Source organism: Larkinella sp. VNQ87 (assembly GCF_049445795.1).
GTDB lineage: Bacteria > Bacteroidota > Bacteroidia > Cytophagales > Spirosomataceae > Larkinella.
The window spans coordinates 16,383-38,380 of the sequence record NZ_JBMSDT010000013.1; the positions used below are offsets into that span (position 1 = coordinate 16,383).

General features: G+C 50.9%; 19 protein-coding genes. 12 read left to right on the forward strand and 7 right to left on the reverse strand.

The genetic code is table 11. The features are described from left to right. Positions 1 to 134 precede the first annotated feature (134 nt). The 12 genes from dndC to ACO2Q8_RS21565 all read left to right on the forward strand — a co-directional run bounded on the left by dndC (position 135) and on the right by ACO2Q8_RS21565 (position 10,449). Positions 135 to 1,475: a DNA phosphorothioation system sulfurtransferase DndC gene (gene dndC / locus ACO2Q8_RS21510; RefSeq protein ID WP_423346924.1), complete on the forward strand. Its 1,341-nt coding sequence runs from the start codon at positions 135 to 137 to the stop codon at positions 1,473 to 1,475. Beyond that, positions 1,465 to 2,484: an HNH endonuclease gene (locus tag ACO2Q8_RS21515; protein WP_423346925.1), complete on the forward strand. Its 1,020-nt coding sequence runs from the start codon at positions 1,465 to 1,467 to the stop codon at positions 2,482 to 2,484. The genes dndC and ACO2Q8_RS21515 overlap by 11 nt, the downstream gene beginning before the upstream one ends. Positions 2,485 to 2,489: 5 nt before the next feature. Continuing rightward, on the forward strand, positions 2,490 to 2,726 hold the full coding sequence (locus ACO2Q8_RS21520) for a hypothetical protein (RefSeq protein WP_423346926.1): 237 nt from the start codon (positions 2,490 to 2,492) through the stop codon (positions 2,724 to 2,726). Between the two features lie 73 nt (positions 2,727 to 2,799). Then, entirely contained in the window at positions 2,800 to 3,663 is an 864-nt protein-coding gene (locus ACO2Q8_RS21525) for a hypothetical protein (protein ID WP_423346927.1), read from the forward strand. An 8-nt stretch (positions 3,664 to 3,671) separates the two neighbouring features. After that, positions 3,672 to 5,246, forward strand: a complete 1,575-nt coding sequence (locus tag ACO2Q8_RS21530; protein ID WP_423346928.1) for a DndE family protein — start codon at positions 3,672 to 3,674, stop codon at positions 5,244 to 5,246. 47 nt (positions 5,247 to 5,293) lie between these two features. Continuing rightward, positions 5,294 to 5,944: a hypothetical protein gene (locus tag ACO2Q8_RS21535; RefSeq protein ID WP_423346929.1), complete on the forward strand. Its 651-nt coding sequence runs from the start codon at positions 5,294 to 5,296 to the stop codon at positions 5,942 to 5,944. Continuing rightward, on the forward strand, positions 5,928 to 7,184 hold the full coding sequence (locus ACO2Q8_RS21540; protein ID WP_423346930.1) for a DGQHR domain-containing protein: 1,257 nt from the start codon (positions 5,928 to 5,930) through the stop codon (positions 7,182 to 7,184). The genes ACO2Q8_RS21535 and ACO2Q8_RS21540 overlap by 17 nt, the downstream gene beginning before the upstream one ends. Positions 7,185 to 7,270: 86 nt before the next feature. Further along, complete coding sequence (locus ACO2Q8_RS21545; RefSeq protein WP_423346931.1) at positions 7,271 to 8,116, forward strand: ParB/RepB/Spo0J family partition protein; 846 nt, start codon at positions 7,271 to 7,273, stop codon at positions 8,114 to 8,116. Further along, positions 8,113 to 8,754 carry a hypothetical protein gene (locus tag ACO2Q8_RS21550; protein WP_423346932.1) on the forward strand — a complete coding sequence of 214 codons (642 nt, stop codon included), beginning with the start codon at positions 8,113 to 8,115 and terminating at the stop codon, positions 8,752 to 8,754. The genes ACO2Q8_RS21545 and ACO2Q8_RS21550 overlap by 4 nt, the downstream gene beginning before the upstream one ends. Further along, a complete protein-coding gene (locus ACO2Q8_RS21555; RefSeq protein ID WP_423346933.1) occupies positions 8,754 to 9,392 on the forward strand; it encodes a hypothetical protein in 639 nt (212 codons plus the stop codon). Before ACO2Q8_RS21550 ends, ACO2Q8_RS21555 begins: the two co-directional genes overlap by 1 nt. Positions 9,393 to 9,775: 383 nt before the next feature. Then, entirely contained in the window at positions 9,776 to 10,045 is a 270-nt protein-coding gene (locus ACO2Q8_RS21560) for a hypothetical protein (protein ID WP_423346934.1), read from the forward strand. Positions 10,046 to 10,158: 113 nt separating this feature from the next. Beyond that, positions 10,159 to 10,449 carry a PIN domain-containing protein gene (locus ACO2Q8_RS21565; RefSeq protein WP_423347121.1) on the forward strand — a complete coding sequence of 97 codons (291 nt, stop codon included), beginning with the start codon at positions 10,159 to 10,161 and terminating at the stop codon, positions 10,447 to 10,449. Positions 10,450 to 10,574: 125 nt separating this feature from the next. Here ACO2Q8_RS21565 and ACO2Q8_RS21570 read toward each other — a convergent pair whose 3' ends face one another. From ACO2Q8_RS21570 to ACO2Q8_RS21600, 7 genes are all read right to left on the reverse strand, one after another. Beyond that, positions 10,575 to 10,838, reverse strand: a complete 264-nt coding sequence (locus tag ACO2Q8_RS21570; RefSeq protein ID WP_423346935.1) for a DUF2442 domain-containing protein — start codon at positions 10,836 to 10,838, stop codon at positions 10,575 to 10,577. Beyond that, positions 10,835 to 11,137: a DUF4160 domain-containing protein gene (locus ACO2Q8_RS21575; protein ID WP_423346936.1), complete on the reverse strand. Its 303-nt coding sequence runs from the start codon at positions 11,135 to 11,137 to the stop codon at positions 10,835 to 10,837. Before ACO2Q8_RS21575 ends, ACO2Q8_RS21570 begins: the two co-directional genes overlap by 4 nt. Positions 11,138 to 11,171: 34 nt before the next feature. Beyond that, on the reverse strand, positions 11,172 to 12,332 hold the full coding sequence (locus ACO2Q8_RS21580; RefSeq protein ID WP_423346937.1) for a cysteine desulfurase family protein: 1,161 nt from the start codon (positions 12,330 to 12,332) through the stop codon (positions 11,172 to 11,174). A gap of 125 nt (positions 12,333 to 12,457) precedes the next feature. Continuing rightward, entirely contained in the window at positions 12,458 to 15,778 is a 3,321-nt protein-coding gene (locus ACO2Q8_RS21585; RefSeq protein ID WP_423346938.1) for a glycosyl hydrolase, read from the reverse strand. A 216-nt stretch (positions 15,779 to 15,994) separates the two neighbouring features. Continuing rightward, positions 15,995 to 16,366 (reverse strand): DUF3471 domain-containing protein, encoded by a 372-nt coding sequence (locus ACO2Q8_RS21590; protein WP_423346939.1) that lies wholly within the window; start codon positions 16,364 to 16,366, stop codon positions 15,995 to 15,997. A gap of 562 nt (positions 16,367 to 16,928) precedes the next feature. Further along, positions 16,929 to 18,434, reverse strand: a complete 1,506-nt coding sequence (locus ACO2Q8_RS21595) for a RagB/SusD family nutrient uptake outer membrane protein (protein ID WP_423346940.1) — start codon at positions 18,432 to 18,434, stop codon at positions 16,929 to 16,931. A gap of 23 nt (positions 18,435 to 18,457) precedes the next feature. Then, positions 18,458 to 21,955: a SusC/RagA family TonB-linked outer membrane protein gene (locus ACO2Q8_RS21600; RefSeq protein WP_423346941.1), complete on the reverse strand. Its 3,498-nt coding sequence runs from the start codon at positions 21,953 to 21,955 to the stop codon at positions 18,458 to 18,460. Positions 21,956 to 21,998 lie beyond the last annotated feature (43 nt).

A 21,998-nucleotide genomic window follows, 5' to 3' on the forward strand; every position in this document is an offset into this window, starting at 1 on the left:
GCAGTCGTTCGTTGATAAAATTAACATTCGAGACCGGGAACGACTTAAAAATCCGGATATTTGTTCATACTAAAATCGGAGCGGATTTATTTATCCTAAAAAAATGATACTTTCGCTTACCTGAATCACACGCTATGTCTATAAAAGTCCCCTTTATTGAAGCCGAAATTCAGGACCAGTACCTGCACGACGAAAACTCAGATAGACCCTGGATATTGGGTTTCAGCGGTGGCAAAGATTCTACCATGCTGCTGCAACTTGTTTGGAAGGCTCTGCTTAAAATTCCCCGCGAACTTCGCCGACGCGAAATCTGGGTGGTCTGTAACGATACTCTGGTTGAAAACCCGCATATTGTTAACTTCATCAACCGGACACTGGATACAATCAAGGTAGCCGCCGTTGAGCAGGATTTACCTATACTTGTACAAAAAACGACTCCGCGATTGGAGGATACGTTTTGGGTAAATTTAATCGGTCGGGGATATCCGGCACCCAATAACGTGTTTCGCTGGTGTACGGAACGGTTGAAGATTGACCCGACGACGCGCTTTATCAAAAGTAAAATTGCCGAAGACGGCGAGGTCATTATTCTGTTGGGAACCCGCTCGGCCGAAAGTGGCAACCGCGCCCGTTCTATCAAACGGCACGAGGTGAAAGGGCAACGGTTACGGAAGCATTTGCTTCCAAATGCCTATGTCTTTGCACCAATTAAAGACGTCGATACGAATGAGTTATGGCAGTACCTGATGCAGGTATCGCCACCCTGGGGCGGTACGCACAAAGAACTGATGACGCTCTATCGCAACGCCAACTCCGGCGACTGCCCGCTGGTGATCGACGAAACCACGCCTTCCTGTGGCAACAGCCGGTTTGGTTGCTGGGTTTGTACGGTGGTCAAGCGTGACAAGAGTATGGAGGGGCTGATTGGCAATGGTGAAGACTGGATGGAACCGCTCGTTGCGCTCCGCGACTATTTTGTGGAAACCCGGGATAACCCCGAACAATACCGCGAAAAGCGTCGTCGGGACGGAACCGAGAAAGAAGGCGTTTGGGGGCCGTATAAACCGTGGGTTCGGGCCGAATTTCTGAGACAGCTTCTGGAAGCCCAACGCGACATTCAGGCCGAGCAGGGGGAGTCGATGCAACTCATTTCGCACCAGGAGTTGGTAGCCATTCAGGTAACGTGGTATCGCGACAGTATTTTTAACGCGAAAGTGGCCGATATTTATAATTCCGTCTATAATGTTCAACTGGATATGCAAAAGCACGAAGAAAAATTCCGGCAGGAAGAAGAATTGCTGCGGGAGGTATGTGCCGACCAGCCTCAGGACTTTGACCTGATTCAACAATCGTTGAAGGTGCTGAAAACCAAAACGCTCATGGTGAAAAAACGCGGCCTGCAAAACGAAATCGAAAACCTGTTGGACCGTCACATCCGCACGGAGAAAGAAGCCGCTTTGAGTCATGCAGCGTAAAGATTTAGCATATTATATTGAAGCATTCACAACGCTAAAGCAAGACAGAGCGAGCATTAAAAAAAATGGGTTTGCTGCACCGCATATGCCCATATTAGTACTCAGCATTATTCAAGGGTTTGAGCGCAAGTTATTTTCAGACGAACGTATCTATTTGATACCAGAGCTTATAGATCTTTTTACCTCTAATTGGGCTTTGTTAGTTAAAACCGGCAACTATCACCCATTAATCGCTCAGCCATTTTATCATTTAAAAAGTGAAAGTAAAATCCCTCTATGGTGGCTGCTGATTCCTAATCCCGGTTGCGAGTTATGGCTTGAAAATGCGGGCTCTATGCGGTCATTGCGAAACCTCACAAGTGCTGTTGACCATGCTGAAATAGATGTAGAGCTATCAGTTATTCTAAATGACACAAACAGTCGTCAAGTTCTACGCTATGCTGTTTTGCAAAAGTATTTTCCTGAACATATAAACGTTAATCTGGACACCGCCGGTAATCATTTTGAAGAAATCAGTCGGCAGATTGTCAATGAAGATCCTGAGACGTATATAGCGTCCGTTAAGAATCTAAAAGAAGAAATGTCTGGCTCGGATGTACAACGCGAATTGTTTCAGCAAGAGATTATCATTAGGAGCGGGGCATTCAAGAAAGAGGTGCCGAAGCTTTACGGTTATCGTTGTTGTATCTCAGGGCTGAAGATTGATGCTACATTTAACGTGTCAATGATTGATGCCTGTCATATCGTCCCTTTTGCTAAAAGCTACAATGATACGATAACCAACGGTATCGTCTTGTGTCCGAATCTTCACCGAGCGTTTGACAGAGGAATGATTGGTGTAGACGAAAATTTTAAAGTAATTGTTAGTGAACGCTTTACAGAGAGTATAGATAGCTTATATTCAATTAAGCAATTAGCTGGCAGACCGATTTTGCTACCCACCGAGCCACGTTACCGCCCTCTAATCAATAATTTCGCCTGGCACCGGAAACACACGTTTAAGCCGTAAGAAATATGCTTAATTGGAAAAACAACGTGGCTGTTGCTCAAGATGGTGATACGTATGTGATGTACGAAATAAGTGAGCAAGGTGACTTGCTCATTTCAGGCAACAATTGGCGTGGCAAAAAAGGTATTGACGGTTTATACGAGTACCCGAACGTCATATCAAAACTTGGCTCTGTAGAAAAAGCAAAACAGATTGCTGAAGAAATCCAGCGACTTATCAGTTTGGAGCCTTATCAAAAATGAAGTTGCCAACAGCACTAGCGGCTTCAAAATCTTACACGATTTTTCGGCTACGGAGCAAAACGAAGTTGTAACGTTGCTGAACAATTTACGGCACTCGTTTCGTGAAACCTTCAAGAGCACGACCCGCGACTACGAGCGTACGACACTGGAACTGCGCCAAATCCGTAACCGCATCCGGCTGGCCGAAGCCAACGCCGACGGCCCCATCATTCAGGCCGACCGCAACCACAAACAGGATATTGACCGTAAAATTGACGAGATCGACAACGAGTTAATCCGGCTGTCGGGCAAAATTGACGTTTGTCGGTCCGAGATTTTGGTCAATGAACGTCGGCTTAGTGAACTCCGCGACCAACTGACGGTGATCGATAGTCTGAAGGAAAAAGACGAGCGGGTTGAACGGATCATTCAGCGACTCAACGAGTTTATTGCCCATTTCCACGCCCGTAAAAAGAAATCGTTGGAACAGCAAATCCGCGATGGGCTAAAAATGCTCATGCACAAACGGCAATTTATCGATCAGGTCGAAGTGCGCATCGGTTTCGAGAGCATTGAAATTGACCTGCTCAACGGCCGGGGCGACATTATCCGCAAAGACTCCCTCTCGAAAGGCGAGCAACAGATGTACGCTACGGCCCTGCTACGGGGACTGGTTGAAGAATCCGACATCGAGTTTCCGGTTTTTATCGACTCGCCCATGCAGAAGTTCGATGAAGAACACGCTCTCAACATCGTCAAGGATTTTTACCCAACTATTTCCAAACAGGTCATTCTGTTCCCGCTGATCAACAAGGAACTGACCCAGCGCGAGTATCAGTTGCTGCGTCCGCACGTGGCGCGTACGTACCTGATTCATAACCTCCATGCTGACAAATCGGAGTTCCAGCCGGTTGAACCCGGCAAATTGTTTGAAGCCTACAATACCCTTTACAACTAACCCACCCCATGCTCATTAATATTCGGACTTCCGAAGCCGCCGAAGCCATACTGCTTCGTTTGTCGAACCGCTTTAACCTGGCTTCTAAAAACATCCTGATGCGGATGGCCCTCGGCTATTCGCTCTCGCGAAACGTGCGGCTGTCATTGTCCGATTTGGCCGACACACGTGGCAAAGATTACAAAGACATTACTGTCCTGAGCGAAAAATACCGCAGCTTCTACATCGCGCTCATTTGCCAGCACTACAATCTGTATAAAACCGACCCCGACATCGGTAAGTACGTCAAAATGCATATTGATGATGGACTAAACCAGTTAAGTAACCTCTTTGAGGAAAACCCGAGTCATACTTTCACGGATTTTTTGGTGCAAAACATTGAACAGGGCATTAGCGCGCTCGACGGTTTTGGCGGTATTCCGGGCACGGTGAGCAATTACAATCAACGCGTGCAAAAAGGCTATTTCGACGGGCCGCTGACAATTGAAGTGGGTAAATCGCTCATCGATGGGTCACCGGTACGGGCAACGTTCAACGACAAAGAACTCCGCAACAACGCCCACGTCGCCGTGGCCGGTAATTCCGGAACGGGCAAGACGCAGTTTGCTCTCGAACTGCTCCGGCAATTTTCGGATGTTTCGGGCGGCAACGTCAACTTTGTTTACCTAGACTTCAAGGGACTGAAGCAGGACGATCAGCGGCAATTGAAGCCGTTTTTTGAGCAGACCAACACCACACTCGTGGACGCGCCCCAAACGCCCTTCCCGCTCAACCCGCTGACGTTTATTGATAACGTGAATGAGAAAAACCGGTTGATGGGCATCAGCAAGTTTGTGGACATCATTGCTACCTACGCCCCGCGCATCGGCCCGGCGCAGGCCCAAACGCTGAAAGAAGCCACGAAAGAAGCGTTTTCCCGCAAACGCGGGGGCGAATACCCCACGCTGCGCGACGTGGCCGACTGTTTGTTTGAGGTGACGGGCGGTAAAGCCGACTCGCTGACGCAGATCATCCAAAGCCTGAGCGAGTATGAATTGTTTGCGCCAACGACTGACCCCAAAGAGAGCTTCGTCAACCGCAACTACTATTTCAGCCTCTCGGGCGACCTCGACCGAACCATCCGCTTTACGGCTACGTTCCTGACGATCAACTACATCTACAACACGTTCATGAACATGGAGAACGCCCCCGTTGCGGGCCAATACCAGGCAATCCGGTACGTGTTACTTATCGACGAAGCCCACGTCTTATTCAAAGAGAAAAAGGCGCAGGATCTTTTGGAAAAGTTTTTGCGGGAGATTCGGTCGAAAGGTGTCATTGTCGTGCTATTATCCCAGGGCATCGAGGAGTTTAACCAACCCGGTTTTGACTTTTCGAGTATGTGCGAAAACGCTTTCCTGCTCGACATCAAAGACAAAAACCCGAAGCAAATGGCCCGTTTCCTCGGTCTCTCCGACCGCGATACGCAACTTCTCGGCCGAAGTATGGAGCGAATTCAGAAAGGGCAGGCGGTTAGCAATTTGAAAGACCGCGAGTTTAAAAAAGGAGAGTTGTTTGAAGTTAAGCAGTATTGGAAAGGATAGAACATTTATAAAAAAATACAATGTTTATGGGTCAATCCTTAATAGATATGTTGTCTGAATTATTCAGATGGATTTATGAAATTGTTAAATCAATTCTGTTACTACCAGTTAGCTGGGTATGCCAATTTACTGACTCACAAGAGAAGCGTATAGAAGGGTTATGTAAGGAAAACTCTGATGAACTGTGGACTTGGACGGTTCTTACAGCATTACTTCCTATAATTACTTTTCTGTTAGCTGCCTTTGTAAATACCTTCTTTATTGATTACAGTGGCGATATTATACAGCAATTAGGCAAAATTCTCAATAATGGATCATTGCCAATTATTGCTTTCGGAATCGTTACTTCAAGTGTTCCGTATTTAGTAGAGAAGCTTAAAATGAATGAATCAAATGAAGAAGACGAAATATTCAATATTAGAAAGCGTATTATGGCTGTCGCCACTTTGTTAATTTTCTTAACCTCGGGTCTCTTTTTATTACAGTCATTATCTATTCTAACAGATAGGTTCCAACCAGTTCACCATTTAATCTCAATAGCTCTTTCCTTCTTGCTTGCTATTTACTGTGTAGTTATTGGTAGGAAAATGTTTGTGCTGCAGACCACGAAAGTGGTACCTAATGCTAATGAACAGTTGACTAAGAAAACAGAGCAACACAATAACGTTTTGGCTGAAAGATATGGAGAACCAAACTGAGATTCGTCCAAATATTATTCGGGCAAAAAGAGTAGTGCAAAATCAGCAGGAATTTCTAATTTCTGTTGTTTCGGTTGATGGACTACTACGGTACACTAAATACACTGAGCGGATGATATATGGCTTTGATGAAAACAATTTGCCCATATATAATGACCAAGTACAGCGAAAGCCAGATCCCGCCAAAGTAAATTCTATCGTAAATTTTCTGCTTTCTGACCCATACGCAATGTTTCCGACAAATATTGTGTTAGCGCTACCATCTTTTGTTATTGAAGATTTTAAGGAAGATGAAGATGGCGGAGTAGAAATAATCTTATCTGATAAAGTTGAAAAAGAATTGAATAAAAATGGTGATGTTTTTATCACTATAATCGATGGACAGCATAGACTCCGTGGAATCGAAGCAAGCAAAGAAAAGCTTCTAAATGATTTAAACCACCAAGATATTTTCTTTAAAGAAAAAGACCGTATTCAACTGCAAGAGAAGTTAGAAGCACTACGTCGGTTTCAAGTAGCGGTAACTTTTTTCATCGATCCAGTAATTCAGTATCAAGCCGCCATCTTTGCTTCTATCAACCGTACGCAAACCAAAGTTTCTGAAAGTCTCGTATATAGTCTTTTTGGTTTAACAGACACAGAATCTCCTCAAAAGACCGCATTAGAAGTGGCTTTGGCATTAAACAGTTTCAAGAAATCACCTTTTTATGGTAAAATAAAGCTGGTCGGATATAAATACCAACGTGGAGAAACACCTGTATTAACTCAGGCCACTTTAGTTAAGTCTATAATTCGCTGTATATCTCCTTCAGATAGAATAGCAGAACGAGAGAGGTTTTTAAAACGGAGTGATTTGCTGTCAGGTGTTATTCCTGAGTTGTGTTTTAGAAAGTATTATGCAACAAACCGAGATACGGATATTACACAAATAATGTATGCGTTTTTCAAGGCCGTAGAAGAAACTTTTCAAACAACTAATGGAGAGGTTTTATGGAATAATGATAAGATTGATAATATACTAAATACTACGGTGGGATACGAAACTATGCTTAATTTATTAAAACGTTTGATAATACGTATTCCAGATGATGAACGTCGTTTTAATGTAGAAATTTATAGGGAGTTCCTCAGCCCTATTAAGTATTTTCCATTCACAGATGTTGACCGTTACCGAAAAACAAGTGGAACAAAGAAGATATTGTTAATCGATATACTGGCTGCACTAAATATGCCAGTATAGTTTCAGTAAAACCCAACCACCCCAACTTTTCGTTATCTTGCTGATAGCTAAGCATAGTGTTCATACAGAGTACAACACATACCATTATGCAAACAAGTCAGGTACAAGAAGTTCCGCTTTCGGATATTCGCCTTCAGGGAATCAACGTCCGCAGTGACCTTCAGTCGGCTAATTCGCAGGCGGCTTTGGACGAACTGGCCGAAAGCATACGCGTAAATGGCCTGATGCAGCCCATTCTGCTGCGGGGGCCGGAAGGCAACAAACCCTATGATGTGGTGGTGGGTCAGCGTCGCTTTCTGGCGCATCAACGTCTGGGGTGGCCGACTATCAAAGCTACGTTTACCGATACCATCTCCAATACCGATGCCATTATTCTGTCGTTATCCGAAAACCTGCTGCGTCAGGATTTGAACGAAGCCGACATTATGCGCGTCGTTACCAGCTTGTACAACGAGTTTGGAAAAGACGAGTATAAGGTAAAAGATAAACTAGGGCTGAGCATTACGGCCATTCGTCGGTACATCAACGTGGAGGCCACGGCCACACCAAAAATCCTGTCGATGATTAACGACGGGAAATTGTCGATGCTGGATGCCAAACGAGCCATCGAAGCCGCTCAGGGTGATGGCAATAAAGCCGATGCCATTGTTGATCAAATGGTCACCATGACCAAACACGACATACGGAGAGCGGCCGATTACGGAAAGTCTAATCCAGCAGCCACGGCCGAAGAGATTGTCAACTACGCGCTCGCTCCTGTTTTGGAACCTACAATTATTTTAAACTTACACCCTCGGATTAAGAAAGCTCTACAAAAGGCTTCAGAGGCCTTAACAAAAGACTCTGAAGAGATCATCATGGATGCGCTGACAGAGTGGTTGATAACCAATGACTTCATCAGTAGCGACTTCTTAACGAATCAATCGGCATGAAAACGGAGACTGAAGTAATCGGAAGGCTGCTTGCCAATACACGCAGGCCCAAACGCGCCCTATCTATTTTCGAGATTGCCGAAGACATCGATTGGCTGAGCAATCACCTGGGAAGTCTGTCGGCTGCGGCTGCTTTGTTAAGTCTCTCAACCAGCATGTTGAATCAGTTCCTGCGGGTGCACAAGCTTTCGCCAAAGGCGCAGACATTAGTAAAGAATCGAGCGATTGACAGCGTTTCGGTAGTGCATAATCTGGCTAAGTTTTCCAACGCCGATCAAGATGTTATCGTCGATCAGATTAAGGAAGGCCAGTTAGCTTACGCGGACCTTCGGTTGCTAAATCCGTTGCGAAAACAGCTACCTAATGAGCCTATTGAAACCCTGATTAGGAAGCTGCAAGACTCGAAAAATATCAAGGTCTCCGTCGTTCAGTTTCCGGCCGAGTCGTTGCAGCGGGATATTAACGAGCTACGTACCGAGTTATCTAAAATAACCGGCCCTTCGGAAATTGTAGATGTCGTTCTGGAGGATGGCGTTGGTTCGATGAAGCTAACCCCTAAAGGCGAACAGGCTTTGCGTCAGGCGGCCCGCCGTCAGCACAAAACACTCCGAGATTTTACCTACGCCTTATTGCAGTAATGGAAGACGGACACAAGAAAGTTTTGATACGGCAGAAATTTCAAACCATTAAAGCGGGGCTACAGGAATATCGTCTTGATAAGTTCATCCGGATGCTTGAAAGCCAGCCGGGTAAAAACAAAGGTAATATCCTCCCTTTTGTACGTGGGTTACGTTTTTCGGCATTGCTGATCTATACAATCCGTGAGTTCTTACAGGGAACCGGCTTGACAGCAAGCTGGGGGCATATCATCGACGAAAACGGAGTCTTCTGTTCCCGCGAGTGCGACATCATTATCCACAGGGAAGGGCACATTATGCGCTGGAACGGCGATGGGGGTATCCACCCGGTAATGGATTTTAAATTTATCGAACAGGAGGACACGATTGCTGTAATTAGTTGTAAATCATACCTGGAAAAAAGTCATATCGAGAAAGAGTACTGCGAAGACTTAAAAAAGTACGTTTCCAAGGTATGGCTTTTCTCGGAGTGCTGCCCACCGGATAAAGTAGCGACGATACGCGAAGCCGCTGCCCAGATTGGCTATGAAAGCTTCTGGTCGCTCTATACCTGGGATAGAACTACTGATGCGATTACAGATTTACTGGAAGATTGGGAAAACTTTGTAAGTGAGGTAAAGAGGCTGGGAGGCAAATAGCGATTCGGCAAAGATAAAGTAAGTTGGATGCTCACGAGCAACAGCACCTTGAAGACGAGTTTGCCGAATTTGACCAGCGATTTCCAAGAGTAAATCACCAATACCTTTAACCCTGCAAATTTAAAGTCGCACTTTAAATTTGCAGGGTCTTTATCCTGCTATCGCCCGCAGTCCTTCTACGACTTCCTTCATCGCCTTGACGGTTTGGGCAATCTCCGCTTCGGTTGTAAACCGCCCCAGGCTAAACCGCAGGCACGAGAAGGCTTCGGTTTAGCTGAGACCCATCGCCAGCAGGACGTGCGAGGGAGCCGCTAATTTTGATGATTATCGCACAAAACCGGTGCGATTCCGTTATCTTAGCAGACTACTTACCCCGCAGCGCTATGGAAGCGACGTTTGTACTGAAACAGGAACAGTTGACACCCGAATGGCTGGAGCAGTTGAAACGGCTGTTTGATGAGCAGGGAACGCTTACAATCACGGTTAGCGGATCGGGAAAGCCGCTATCGGCTGAGAATCAGCGAGTTGTTGATCAGCAGAATATGGTGAAGCGTATGCTGGAAACCCAAAAAAAATATCCGCCGAAAAAGATTTCTCCTGAGATCGACATCAACAAGCTGATCGACGAAATGTATTGGGAGGGCAACCACTAATGATTTATTTTGACACGGATCTTCTGGTTAACTTTTATGTTGAGCAGGATAACGCCAAACATGAAACGGCCAGGCGACTCATCGAACAGGCAGCTAGTAAGGGCTAGTTTTTCATTTCGACTCACTCGCTCAACGAACTAGCCTTCGTGCTGGCTAAGTGTCGGTTAAGTTGCGATGCGATTAGGGAAAGCTTATCCGATTTGTCCATTTCCGAGCCCGTTGCCGTTACACTAAATCATTTCAGGCGAGCAACCGCTATTGCCTATCAAGTTGGCTTTCATCATACCAGCGACTGCCTGCATACCGCCATTGCCGAAGAGTTTTGCGACGAACTGATAACCTTCAACCGGTCTGATTATCAGCTTATCCAGCATCATACTCCGTTGAAAATTACCATTCTGTAAGCACGCCCGCAGCCCCTCTACCACGTCCCTCATTGCCTTCACAGTTTGGGTAATCTCCACTTCGGTCGTAAACCGCCCCAGGCTGAACCGCAGGCAGGAAAAAGCTCACGGACTGATGGGATAAATTAATAAACCGCAGGCCCTACATACCCCTGATGCAACTGCGAAACCGGAAAAATTAAATCCCAATCCTGGCCCCAAACAACATTTCCCCGTTCAATCCGAAAGCGTTTAAAATTAGCTAATTGACGATACTTGTTGTGCTGAGGATGTGGATGAGTATGCAAAAAAGGGCCAAAGTCAACAACCTGGCAGGTTCCGTCTGAAAAATGCAGCCGAAGCCGATACTCTCCTTCGTATGCTGCCTCCGTTATGGCTAATGTTCTCATAACCTTTTAGTGATTTTTCGAAGCGCAGGCTTCTTTTTCAAGACAAAAAATTCAAGCCATTTCTGGGCAATTTCGTCGGCATAGGTTTCAACTACTTTCAAGGCTTCTTTCTGGTCTTTTGCCGGCAGCATCTCAATACCGTCGGCCTTCCGGATTTGCACATCTGTTAACTGACCATCCTCGAAAAAAAGTTCAAAAATAGTCTCATATTCCGCCTGGCTCACATGGACGTGAACCGGTAAATGCTCGTTACTATAGAAGTAAAAAATAAGTCCAAAGTATTCAATAACCTTCGGCATACGTATGACTTTCTGATTGAAAACAAAACATGACTTACCCCACCATCGCCCGCAGCCCCTCCACCACGTCCTTCATCGCCTTCACGGTTTTTGCAATCTCCGCTTCGGTCGTAAACCGCCCCAGGCTGAAGCGCAGGCACGAAAAGGCTTCGGTTTCGGTGAGGCCCATCGCCAGTAAAACATGCGACGGGTCGATGGAAGCCGCCGTACAGGCCGAACCGTTCGACACGGCAATGCCTTCCAGTCCCATAATCATCGCGTCGGAGTCGCAGTGTTCGAACAGGATGTTCGTCGTGTTGTAAAGCCGGTTTTCCCGGTTTCCGTTGACGCGGGTGCCGGGGATTTCGAGGAGGGCGGTTTCAAGGTGGTCCCGTAGAGACGCAATTAATTGCGTCTCTACCACCATCCCATGCCGGGCCAGCTCACACGCCTTGCCCAACCCCACAATCCCGGGCACATTGAGCGTTCCGCTTCGCAACCCGCGTTCGTGGCCACCCCCGTGCAACAGGGCCGGAATTTTTACTTTGTGGGGCCGTCGTTGCCGCACATACAACGCACCAATGCCTTTCGGGCCGTAAAGTTTGTGTCCAGATAGCGTCAGCAAGTCAACCGAAGCGTCGGACCGTCCCAGGTGATCCACAGCAATCGGCAGTTTACCCACGGCCTGGGTGGCATCGGTCATGAACAGCGCCCCGGCTTCGTGGGCCAACTCGGCAATGTCGGAAATGGGCTGAATAACGCCGGTTTCGTTGTTCACCAGCATCACCGACACCAGGATGGTATCGGGCCGGAGAGCGGTTTTCAACGTGTCCAGGTCGAGCAGGCCGTCGGGTTGCACCGGCAGATAGGTTACCTCAAAGCCTCGGGTTTCCAGGTATTCGCAGACATCCAAAACCGCCTTGTGCTCGGTTTGCACCGTTATGATGTGCCGACCCTTTAATTGATACTGTTCGGCAACGCCCTTGATCGCCAGATTAATGGCTTCGGTGGCCCCGGACGTAAAAATGATCTCGTGCGTTTCGCTCCCGATCAGGTCGGCAATCTGTTGCCGGGCGGTTTTGACGGCTTCGTGCGCCACCAGTCCAAACAGGTGCGTGCTGGCGGCATTGGCGTACGTGTCCGTCAGGTACGGCATCATCGTTTCCAAAACGCGCGGGTCGATGCGGGTCGTAGCGTTGTTGTCGAGGTAAATCATCACAAAACAAATCTACCCAAAAACCGCATCGCGTCGGAGCGAACGGTCCCTTTTTTGCCCCACAAGGTTTTCGGATCGGTTTTGGTAGAGACGCAATAAATTGCGTCTCTACATTTATCGCGTCTCTACTTCCGCAACACCACCTGCACCGCGCCCAGCAAACCCGACGGCAACAACGGTGCGTTGGCGGGATAAAACGGCATAGTCGTGAAGGTAATCTTGTTGGCAACGCCGGGTTGCGCATCGCCAATCAGGCGGTTGACCCAAAGATTCGTGACGTTGACCTGTACGGTATTCCGGCCGGTTTTCAGCGCGTCCGTGATGTCGAGCCGGAATGGTTTTTTCCAGGCCGTCCCGACGGTTTTGCCGTTCACGATCACCTCCGCCAGATTCTTTACTTCGCCCAGATCCAGTATGTAACGGCCCGCGTTGGCGAGGGTTGGCAGGTTGAATGCGTTTTCGTAGGTGGCCGTTCCCGAGAAATATTGGATGCCGGGCTCGGTGTGTTCGGTCCAGGAGGTTAGTTGGGCAAAGGTCGCCTGCTCCGGCGCCCCCCGACCCGCCTGAAACCGTACCGTCCAGGGGCCGTCGATTTGGGCGACGGCCGACTCGGAAACCGGCGGTTTTGTGTACGCGGTGGTCGTCGCTTTTTGCCGGAACACCAGAAAATACGCATCCCAGGGGTCGAATGGCAGCGGCACGATGGTCCGCCCGTCTTTGATCTGGTACGATACCTTCTCGACTTTTCCGGTTTGCGGGTGCCAAAGCTCGGGTACTTTGCCCGTCACCCGAAAGCTCACCATGGCTTCGTTCGGAGTCTCGCTGCGGCTGTTGAGCCAGTAAATGTCTTCGCTGGCGGTTTGTCGGTGGACGTATAAAACCGGGGCTTTCGCGTTCGAGACGGCCACATCCTTCGCCAGTTTCAGCGTTTGTAACGTTTCCTGAATCGACGCTTTCGACACATTCGGGTGTTGCCAGAGCGCGTCGGCTACCGCCCGGAATTCCACCGGATTGTCGCTCAGGCTCGGGGAGCTTTCCGGCTTGGTTCCGGCGAGTTTCATCCCGCTTTTCACCAGCTCATTCAGTTTCTTCAAAACCGGCAGCGTCATCTGCCGCGCCGACGAATCGAGCACCATCAGGCGGTAGCGCATCCCGCTCGGAGCCACAATGTTGCCGCCTTCGACTTTCAGCGCCGTCCGGATGGCCGTTGCATTGACAAAATCGTATTCGTAACCCGCCGGAACCGGGGGCAACTGGCTGGCAAAGCGCGAGGTGATGTTCTGGTTCTCGCCGTAGTAATAGAGCACATCCACCACCGGTTTTCCCTGCTGGAGCAGATAGGAGCTTCGGGCCAGGTAATCGACCCAGGATTTGGCCTGCTCGGCCCAGGTTTCCTGCCGGGTAAAGTATTGCCCGAACGGCCCCAGCGAAAAACCGGGTTTCCTGTCGTCGAGCGGCTGGTGGACGGAGGTGTGAATTACAAATCGGTTCAGACCCGAGGCCATTTCCATGTCGGCCGTGCGTTTCAGTTTCTCCGGATGGAACGAAAACGCATTGCCTATGGAGGTCATCGACTCGGCCGCGACCAGGTTTTGCCCATAAATATGCGCCACCGAGGCCGATTCACGGATGTCGGCTTTGCTGCGGGTTTCTTCTTCACTGCCACCCGCCAGACTGCCCGGCATCCACATGGCCGACATCGGAATATCGGCTTTGCGCTTCACGTCCATGCCGTCGGCCAGGTAGATCCGCTTGTTTTCGTGCGACTCGGTGTAGCGTTTCATCCCGCGCTGGTGCAGGGCATCGCCAATGACTTCGTAATGGTTTTCGGTAATTAGTTCGCCGATGGTTTTGCGAAAATCCCACAAAAACCGCTCGCTATCTTCGGTGCTTTTCACGACCCGGCCGGTCAGCACCGGAATCCACGGTTTGAGGTCGTAGCCGCGCCGACGGGCAAACTCCTCGGGCAGGGTTTTCGTCCAGGTCATGTGCCCCGCTTCGTAGCTATCGAGCACCATGTACTGAAGTCCTTTGGCACCCATCAGTCCGCCCGTCGCGTCCTTGTACAGATCAAGGTAGGTGTTGATGTAAGTCCGAACGGCGGTTTTGTCGAGTTTGTCCACTTCCAACCCGGTCGCTTCGGGCGAAGCCGGGTGGTTTTGCCGACCCGTCAATGAATAGCCCAGCCGGATAACGACCCAGTTTCCGGCCGGAGCGTTCCAGTCCAGCGAACCGTCCGGTTTCAAGCTGGCCGTCAAATCCACGATGTCCTCCGTGGGAATAGCGTCGGCTTTTGGGTTGGTGGCCAGGCTTGTCGTTTCTTTCCAGGGCGTAAAACCGGCTTTGTCTTCGAACAAGTTAATGCGGTCAGTGTTGTACAAGACCACTTCGGCCACGTTCACGCCCACCGGTTTCGGAGCTTCGGCTTTTCCGCCTGCCATTGCGGCAAACACATTGACTTCGGGCGGCAGGGTTTTGAACGTAAACCGGAAAAACCGGGCCGTCGTCGGCGGAATACTGAGTGTGTTTTGCGGCACAATACTCCCCGGAATAGCCGCAATCTCCCGAAAATTGATACCATCGTCGCTCACTTTCAGCATCCGGTTTTCGGGTCCGCCGTTGAACTCCTGCAAGGCCGTCTGGCTGGCCCCGGCAATGGAAAAGGCTTTGAACGTTTGCGGGGCGTCGAATTCGTACTGAATCCACATCTCTTCGCCGACTGCTAGGGGCGGCAGGTACTTCGCATTGGTCAGGTCGCCGTCGGTCAGCTCGTTCAGGCTGAATGTGCCGCCACTGGACGTTACTTTCGGGTTGAGTTCGGTAAACGGTTTGTCGCTGGCCGGTAAGCGGTAGGCCATGACGGCGGCATCCTGGTAAAAATTGGGCAGGTTGGCAGGGGCTTGTCCCAGCATACTCGATTGCAGGGCTACCTGCTGAAATGGCCCGGTTTTGTCCGATGGCTGGGGGAGTTTGCCCGAAAACCGCTGCCCGCCCGCGACGCGCGTTTCGGTCCAGACGTACTTCTTCATGGCGTCCGGCGGCTGCACCCACGGCCCACCCGTCACGCTCCAGCCCGGCGATCCGGCAATGGCCATTTCGAGCTGGAGTTTGGTTGCCAGGTCGGTGGTGTGCCGGAAAGCGTCTTTCCACTCCGGGGTCATGAACACCAGTTTTTTGGCAACCACCTGGGGCGTAAACAGGCTGGCGTCGAAGTTCTGAAAACCGCCAATTCCGATGCGCTGCATCCACTCCAGGTCTTTCTGAATGCCGTCTTTCGTGATGTTGCCGTTCATCCAGTGCCACCAGACCCGGGGCCGGGCCGCGTTGGGCGGATTTTGAAAACCGGTTTGCAAGGAACTGGCTGTCTGCGACAGCGCGGGCAGACCAAGCAGCGACAAGGCCAGCAAGCCAATGGCTTTCCCGGCCGGTTTGGTAAAAAAGGTCATGGATCAATGGGGGGTTAGGAAAAAACGGGGTAACGGGGTAGGGTAGCCGGTATACGGTTCACCGACATTTCGATATTCGTTATTCAGTGTTCATTATTCGATATTCCGTGGTCGTTGGTATGTCGCTCGTGACAACGGAGTAGTGAATAATGAACGCTGAATAACGAACACCGAATCCTGAAAACTGTATACCGAAAACTGTAAACCGTAAAACCGTCAGGATTCTTTCTTGCCTTCAAAAACCGATCCCTGCGCTTCCAGGGTTAGGCCTATCACCTTCTTGTCGGCATCACGCACAAATTTCAGTGTGGCCTGTCCGGACGCATCGAACGTGTCGGGATCTTTCATTGGTGTCACAGGGCCGCCTTCGCTGCCGGTGCTGACGGTCAGCTTCCCATCCTGCACCTCGATCGTCAGTCGTTCGAACGGAAGACCCTCAAATTTGTACTTGCCCACGTACTGCGTCAGATCGACGGAATCGGCCAGCACCTGCACGTCCGGACGGTTGGGGGCCGCGACGGATGGAGCGGAAGCATAAGCCGCAGAGAGGGTAGTCAGACAGGCGATGGTAAATACAAGCTTTTTCATGCGATAGATTGGTTTGCGTATCCCGGCCTTAAACAGGGAAAGTCAATAAAATCAGTAATGTGTAGTTTATACGCATTAAAGGTAAGGGATAATTTTTCGATTGCAAGAATAGTATTGATTAAATTTTTAATACTCTTTTATCAAGAGTCCAGGCTTTGTTTTTGGGACGGAAAGATACCTGCGAAAAGCTTGTTCAGGCCGTCCGCAGAAAGGGAAGCTGCGGGGAAGGTCGGTCTTTAGGTGATAGAAAGCGGCCCTTGGCCTGACCAGTTGCCACAGAAAAAAAGTAATGCCCTGTCAGGGTGTTCAACCGCCGACAGGGCATTGCCAAATCTCTGAATTAACAGGAACTAGGAGATTTTTTGACCCCATCGGGGTCGAATGGTTATAGAAAATCCGGTTTTCTATACACTTTACGCGTGCCGTAGGTACGCAACCCAAGTTGAATGGCGTACCTACGGCACGCTGATAAACAAAATAACCGTGATTCTCTACAAACATGACGTGCCGCTGGCACTGAAACGGCTAATAATCAGAAAATAATTCCATAGTTCGCGTTGAATCAATACCCCGGATTCTGCTTCAATTTGCTGTTGTTCCGGATTTCGGCGGTCGGAATCGGGAAAAGCAGTTCGCGTTCTTTCAAAACCGGGCCGTACGAGAACTTGTGGCCCACGTAGTTGTCGAAGCCTTTCGTGGTCACGTTGAACGCTTTCCGGAGCCGGACCATGTCGAACCAGGTGATGTTCTCGAAGCTCAGTTCGTACCAGCGTTCGCGCCAGACGGCTTCGCGCAACTGTTCTTTGGTCAGGCCGCTGAGGTTGGGCAAATTAGCCCGCCGGCGGATTTTGTTGACCGCTTCGTAGGCTTCCGGCGTCGGTCCCGACACTTCGTTCTGGGCTTCGGCGTAGGTCAGCAGCACCTCGGCATACCGGATCAGTGGCCAGTTCAGGTCGCTGCTGGTGGTGGTCAGGTGAGCGGCCGTGTCGAAATGCTTGTAGATGTAGTACCCGCCCAGATCGACCGTGCGGGAGCGGTTGTCGCTCAGCGTGTACGTTTTGTAGTAAAACTGCTTTTCCTCGGCCCGTTTGTCGCCTTTGGCGTACGATTCCACAAATTCTTTATTGGCAAAAATAGCCCCGGTTTCGTCGGAATAGGCCGAAATGCCCTGGTTGTAGGGAATGATGGACGTTTGCCAGTTAGATGGCTGAATGTTGGCGGCAAACTGCACCATGAAGATGTTTTCGCCGGTATTTTTCTTCGTCGGGTCGTGCAGGTCGTCGTACGACGCAAACAGGCTGTACTGGTTGGACGTGATGACTTCGTTGGCCTTGTCGGCGGCTCTCTTATAATACTCGGCCCCTTTTTGCAGCGGGTAGCCCGCCATCGTCAGGTACACACCCGCCAGCAGCGACTTCACAGCACCCAGCGACACCCGGCCGCTTTTGTCGAGATACGGCAAACCGGAGGCTTCGGCTTCCGTCAGGTCGGCCACGATCTGGGTGTAAATGGCTTCTTCGGTGGCCGCTTCGGGAATCAGATTTTCGGAGGTCAGGCCGATGGGTTCGGTAATCAGCGGTACTTTGCCGAAAATTCGCACCAGGTTATAATAGTACCAGGCCCGCAAAAACCGGGCTTCGCCCAAAGCTTTCTTTTTGGCCGCTTCGTCCATCGCAATACCCGGAATTTTGGCAATCGCCAGGTTGGCATTGCCGATGCCCTTGTAGCTGCTGGCCCAGTAAATCCGTCCGTATTCGTTGTCCGAGGTGTTGTTCAGATTCCGGACGAAAATGCTGTTGACGGCCTGCCCGAGTTCGGTGTTGGCCAGGCCGGTCGCAAATTCGAGCATCATCCAGGGTGCGCCGTTAAAACCGCCCCCGGTGGTTGTTTTCAGGGCGTCGTAAATCGAGTTGACGGCGCTGGTAGCGTGTTCGGGTTTGGTAAAATAGCTCTCCACCGTAAAGTTGGACGGGTCCGTTTCGTCCAGAAAGTCGGAACAACCGGCTCCGCTCAGCAACAGCGCGGAGCAAAGCATCCATTGGCCGACGTTTTTTTTATTCAATTTCATCGTGATGGGCTGTTTTGAGTGAATTAGAAACCAACGTTCAAACCGATCATAAACACGCGCGGTTTGGGATAATCGTACAGCGCAACTCCCTGATCGAAGGCGTTCCCGGTGGTCGATACTTCCGGGTCGTAGCCCGGATACTTCGTGCTCAGGAAGAAGTTCTGGACGGAGGCATAGGCCCGCAACCGGTTCAGTTTCAGCTTACTGGTGACAGGGCTCGGGAACGTGTAGGCCAGCAGCAGGTTGCGGCCCCGCAGGAACGAACCGTCTTTCACGCGGTGCGTGTCCTCGTTGGTGTTGTACCCCGCCGAAACGGGCCGCAACTGCGCAATGGGCGTGTTCTGGTTTTCCGGCGTCCAGGCATTCAGGACGGTTTTGAAACTGTTGGCAATCCCGGTGCGGTCTTCGGCCGAGTGTTCGCTGCGGTACAGCACGTCGTTGCCGGTCATGAATTGCAGATCGACCGTCAGATCGAAGTTTTTGTACTTGAACGTGTTCAGGAACGTACCGAAGACATCCGGAATCCCTTTGCCGATGATCACCCGGTCGTTGTTGTTGATAATGCCGTCGCCGTTGACATCCTGGTACTTCACATCCCCCGGCTTTTTCAAGTATCTGGCCGCTTCCGACTCTTCGGACGTGCTCCAGGTGCCCTGGTGAACGAAACCGAAGAACGAACCGACGGGCTGGCCCTCGCGCACGACCGTCGAGCCGATGAAAATGTCGGAACCGCCCGTCAGCGCAATGACCTTGTTTTTGTTGTAGGAAACGTTGAAGGTCGTGTTCCAGGCAAAGTCTCCGCTATTGATGTTGACGCTGTTCAGGGCAAACTCAATCCCTTTGTTTTCCATACTGCCCACGTTTTTCGAAACCGTCTCGTACCCACTGCTGTAGGGCACCGGCGCGCTCAACAGCATATCCGTCGTTAGCTTCCGGTACACGTCGACCTCGAACGAGAAGCGGTTCTGGAGCAGCCCGAGTTCGATCCCGGCGTCGATCTGGTGCGTTTTTTCCCAGCGCAAATCCGGGTTCGCCAGCCGCCCGGTTCCGATGCCGATGGCCCGCGCACCCCCGAAAATCACCGAGTAGTTGCTCATCCCGGCCAGGGCCTGGTAGGCCGTAATTTCGGAGTTCCCCGTGACGCCGTAGCTCGTCCGGATTTTCAGGTTGGAGATGGCCGGAAGGCTTTTCATAAAATCCTCTTCCGTGACGCGCCAGGCCAGAGCCGCCGAGGGGAAAAACGCATACCGGTTTTCGGAACCGAACTTCGACGAACCGTCGATCCGGCCGGTCAGCGTTAGTAAGTACTTGTCTTTCAGTCCATAATTGACCCGGCCGAAATAGGAGTTCAGCCCATAGGCCACGGCCGACGAACTCGGTGCCTGCGGGTTCGAACCGGCCCCGAGGTTGTTGAACAGAAAGTAGTCGTCCTGAAAATTCTGCGTGGAAGCCACCGCCGTAAACCGGTCGACGTGCTGCCACGACAGCCCGAGCAGCCCCGTAAACGAGTGGATGTTGTTGAACTGCCGGTTGTAGGTCAGGTAGTTTTCAAATTGCCAGGAGTTATGCCGTTCGTTGGTGACGGTGGCAATCCCGTTCTGGTTGCGCGAGATGTAATTGAGCGTCCGGCCGCTGTACAGGTCGATCCGCTGGTTGATGATGTTGGTGCCGACGGTTGTGCGCAGTTCGAGTCCTTTCGCCAGGTTCAGGTTGGCGTAGACGTTGCCCAGCATGGTCTGGGTTTTGATGTAATTCAGCCGCTCCTTCAGGATGTTGATCGGGTTGCCGCCCCCTTCCATACCGGGGTAATCCTCATTGCCGCCCCAGCGACCGTCGGGGTATTTCACCGGAATGATCGGCAACGCTTCCAGCACCTGCCGCATGGCAATGATGCCGCCCGCGCCCAGTGGATCGATCTGGTTTTCGTTCTGGTCGTTGTAGCTTAGGCTCCCGCCCACTTTCAGCCAGCTTTTGAGTTGGCTATCGAACACAAACCGCCCGGCAAACCGCTTCAGCCAGGATTCTTTGACCAGACCGTTCTCGTTCCGGTAGCCGAGGTACACGCCGTAGCTGTCGGTAGCGTTTCCGCCCGAGAACGACAACTGGTGGTTTTGGGTGAAGGCTCTCTGGAACGCTTCGTCCTGCCAGTCGGTGTCGTACAACGGTTTTCCGCTGGCGTCGAACAGCAATGGGTTGGTGCGCTTGGTTTTCGGATCTTTGTATTTTCCGCCCGCCCAGCCGACGGGGTCATATTTCTGGGCATTGACGTACGCAATATCTTCCACCCGCAGAAACTCTTCCGAATTCAGGAGTTCCAGTTTTTTGGGCAAAACCCCGATGCTTACGTCGGTGTCATACGTGACCCGTCCGCCGGTCTGGCTGCCGCGTTTGGTCGTGACCAGAATGACGCCGTTCGCGCCCCGGGCACCGTAGATGGCCGTAGCCGACGCATCTTTCAGGACTTCGATGCTTGCAATGTCGTTGGGGTTGATGTAGTCGATGGGTGTACTGCCGTTGGTCAATCCAGTGGCGTTCAGAATGACACCGTCGATGACATACAGCGGGTTATTCGCTACACTGACCGAGGTGTTTCCCCGGATGCGGATGTTGGCCCGCCCGCCCGGCCGACCCGAGTTAACCGACACGTTCACGCCGGTAATGCGGCCCGCCAGCCCCTGGTTGAGCGAAGCCGCCGGGCGTTCCTGCAAGGCTTCGGCTTTCACGGTTCCGACGGCCCCCGTCAAATCCGATTTGCGTTGCACCCCGTAACCCACCACCACGACTTCGTTCAGCGTCTTCTGATCGGGCGCGAGTTGGACGTTGATGGTGGAGCGATTTCCAATCGCAACCTCCTGATTCAGATATCCGACAAAGGAGAAAACCAGGGTCGCGGCCCCATCGGGAACGTTCAGCCGAAAGGCACCTTCGGCGTCGGTCGACGTGCCGCGCGTGGTGTTTTTGACCACCACGCTGACGCCGGGCAGGGCTTCACCGGTTTCACTCTTCACGGTTCCGCTAATCGTTCGGTCAACGGCGGCAACGGGAGCCGGGGTGACGGACGGGTTTGTTGCGTCCGGGAGTTTTTCGGCGGCTGCCGATTCAGCGGGTAGGGTGGTGGGGTCCAACTCAAGCAGCGAACCGTCGATACCGACCAGTTTGCGCGTCTTTTTGTCGCTGATGACCAGGTACGAGCTGTTGTTGACTTTCTTATACCGGAAGCCAAGCGGTTTCAAGATGGTGCTCAGGTTTTTCTCAAGGCTCACGTCAGGGCGGATGCTACCAGCCGCCACCGAAACACCTTCGACAGCCCGTAGTTCAAACAGAATATCGACGCGATACCGGGTTTTGAGTTCGGTCAGCACATCTTTCAACTGCCGGGAGGGACCGTTGAACAACTTCAGGGTGCGCTGCTGCACACTGCTCGCCAGCAAACCTGCCTGCGCCCAGCCGGGCTGCTGGCTGAGTAGCAGCAAAGTTAAAAGAAGCCCCGTCTGGGTAACTTTCTGAATAGAGTTGGTCATAGAACAAAGGGATAAGGGAATGAGTATTCAGTTTAAAGTTTAT

Coding starts and splice junctions, on each gene's coding strand:
- ACO2Q8_RS21580 (WP_423346937.1), bottom strand. CDS start 12,332: ATGATTTACCTCGACAACAACGCTACGACCCGCATCGACCCGCGCGTT.
- ACO2Q8_RS21595 (WP_423346940.1), bottom strand. CDS start 18,434: ATGAAATTGAATAAAAAAAACGTCGGCCAATGGATGCTTTGCTCCGCG.
- ACO2Q8_RS21550 (WP_423346932.1), top strand. CDS start 8,113: ATGAAAACGGAGACTGAAGTAATCGGAAGGCTGCTTGCCAATACACGC.
- ACO2Q8_RS21520 (WP_423346926.1), top strand. CDS start 2,490: ATGCTTAATTGGAAAAACAACGTGGCTGTTGCTCAAGATGGTGATACG.
- ACO2Q8_RS21515 (WP_423346925.1), top strand. CDS start 1,465: ATGCAGCGTAAAGATTTAGCATATTATATTGAAGCATTCACAACGCTA.
- ACO2Q8_RS21585 (WP_423346938.1), bottom strand. CDS start 15,778: ATGACCTTTTTTACCAAACCGGCCGGGAAAGCCATTGGCTTGCTGGCC.
- ACO2Q8_RS21575 (WP_423346936.1), bottom strand. CDS start 11,137: ATGCCGAAGGTTATTGAATACTTTGGACTTATTTTTTACTTCTATAGT.
- ACO2Q8_RS21540 (WP_423346930.1), top strand. CDS start 5,928: ATGGAGAACCAAACTGAGATTCGTCCAAATATTATTCGGGCAAAAAGA.
- ACO2Q8_RS21600 (WP_423346941.1), bottom strand. CDS start 21,955: ATGACCAACTCTATTCAGAAAGTTACCCAGACGGGGCTTCTTTTAACT.
- dndC (WP_423346924.1), top strand. CDS start 135: ATGTCTATAAAAGTCCCCTTTATTGAAGCCGAAATTCAGGACCAGTAC.
- ACO2Q8_RS21545 (WP_423346931.1), top strand. CDS start 7,271: ATGCAAACAAGTCAGGTACAAGAAGTTCCGCTTTCGGATATTCGCCTT.
- ACO2Q8_RS21570 (WP_423346935.1), bottom strand. CDS start 10,838: ATGAGAACATTAGCCATAACGGAGGCAGCATACGAAGGAGAGTATCGG.
- ACO2Q8_RS21535 (WP_423346929.1), top strand. CDS start 5,294: ATGTTGTCTGAATTATTCAGATGGATTTATGAAATTGTTAAATCAATT.
- ACO2Q8_RS21555 (WP_423346933.1), top strand. CDS start 8,754: ATGGAAGACGGACACAAGAAAGTTTTGATACGGCAGAAATTTCAAACC.
- ACO2Q8_RS21560 (WP_423346934.1), top strand. CDS start 9,776: ATGGAAGCGACGTTTGTACTGAAACAGGAACAGTTGACACCCGAATGG.
- ACO2Q8_RS21590 (WP_423346939.1), bottom strand. CDS start 16,366: ATGAAAAAGCTTGTATTTACCATCGCCTGTCTGACTACCCTCTCTGCG.
- ACO2Q8_RS21530 (WP_423346928.1), top strand. CDS start 3,672: ATGCTCATTAATATTCGGACTTCCGAAGCCGCCGAAGCCATACTGCTT.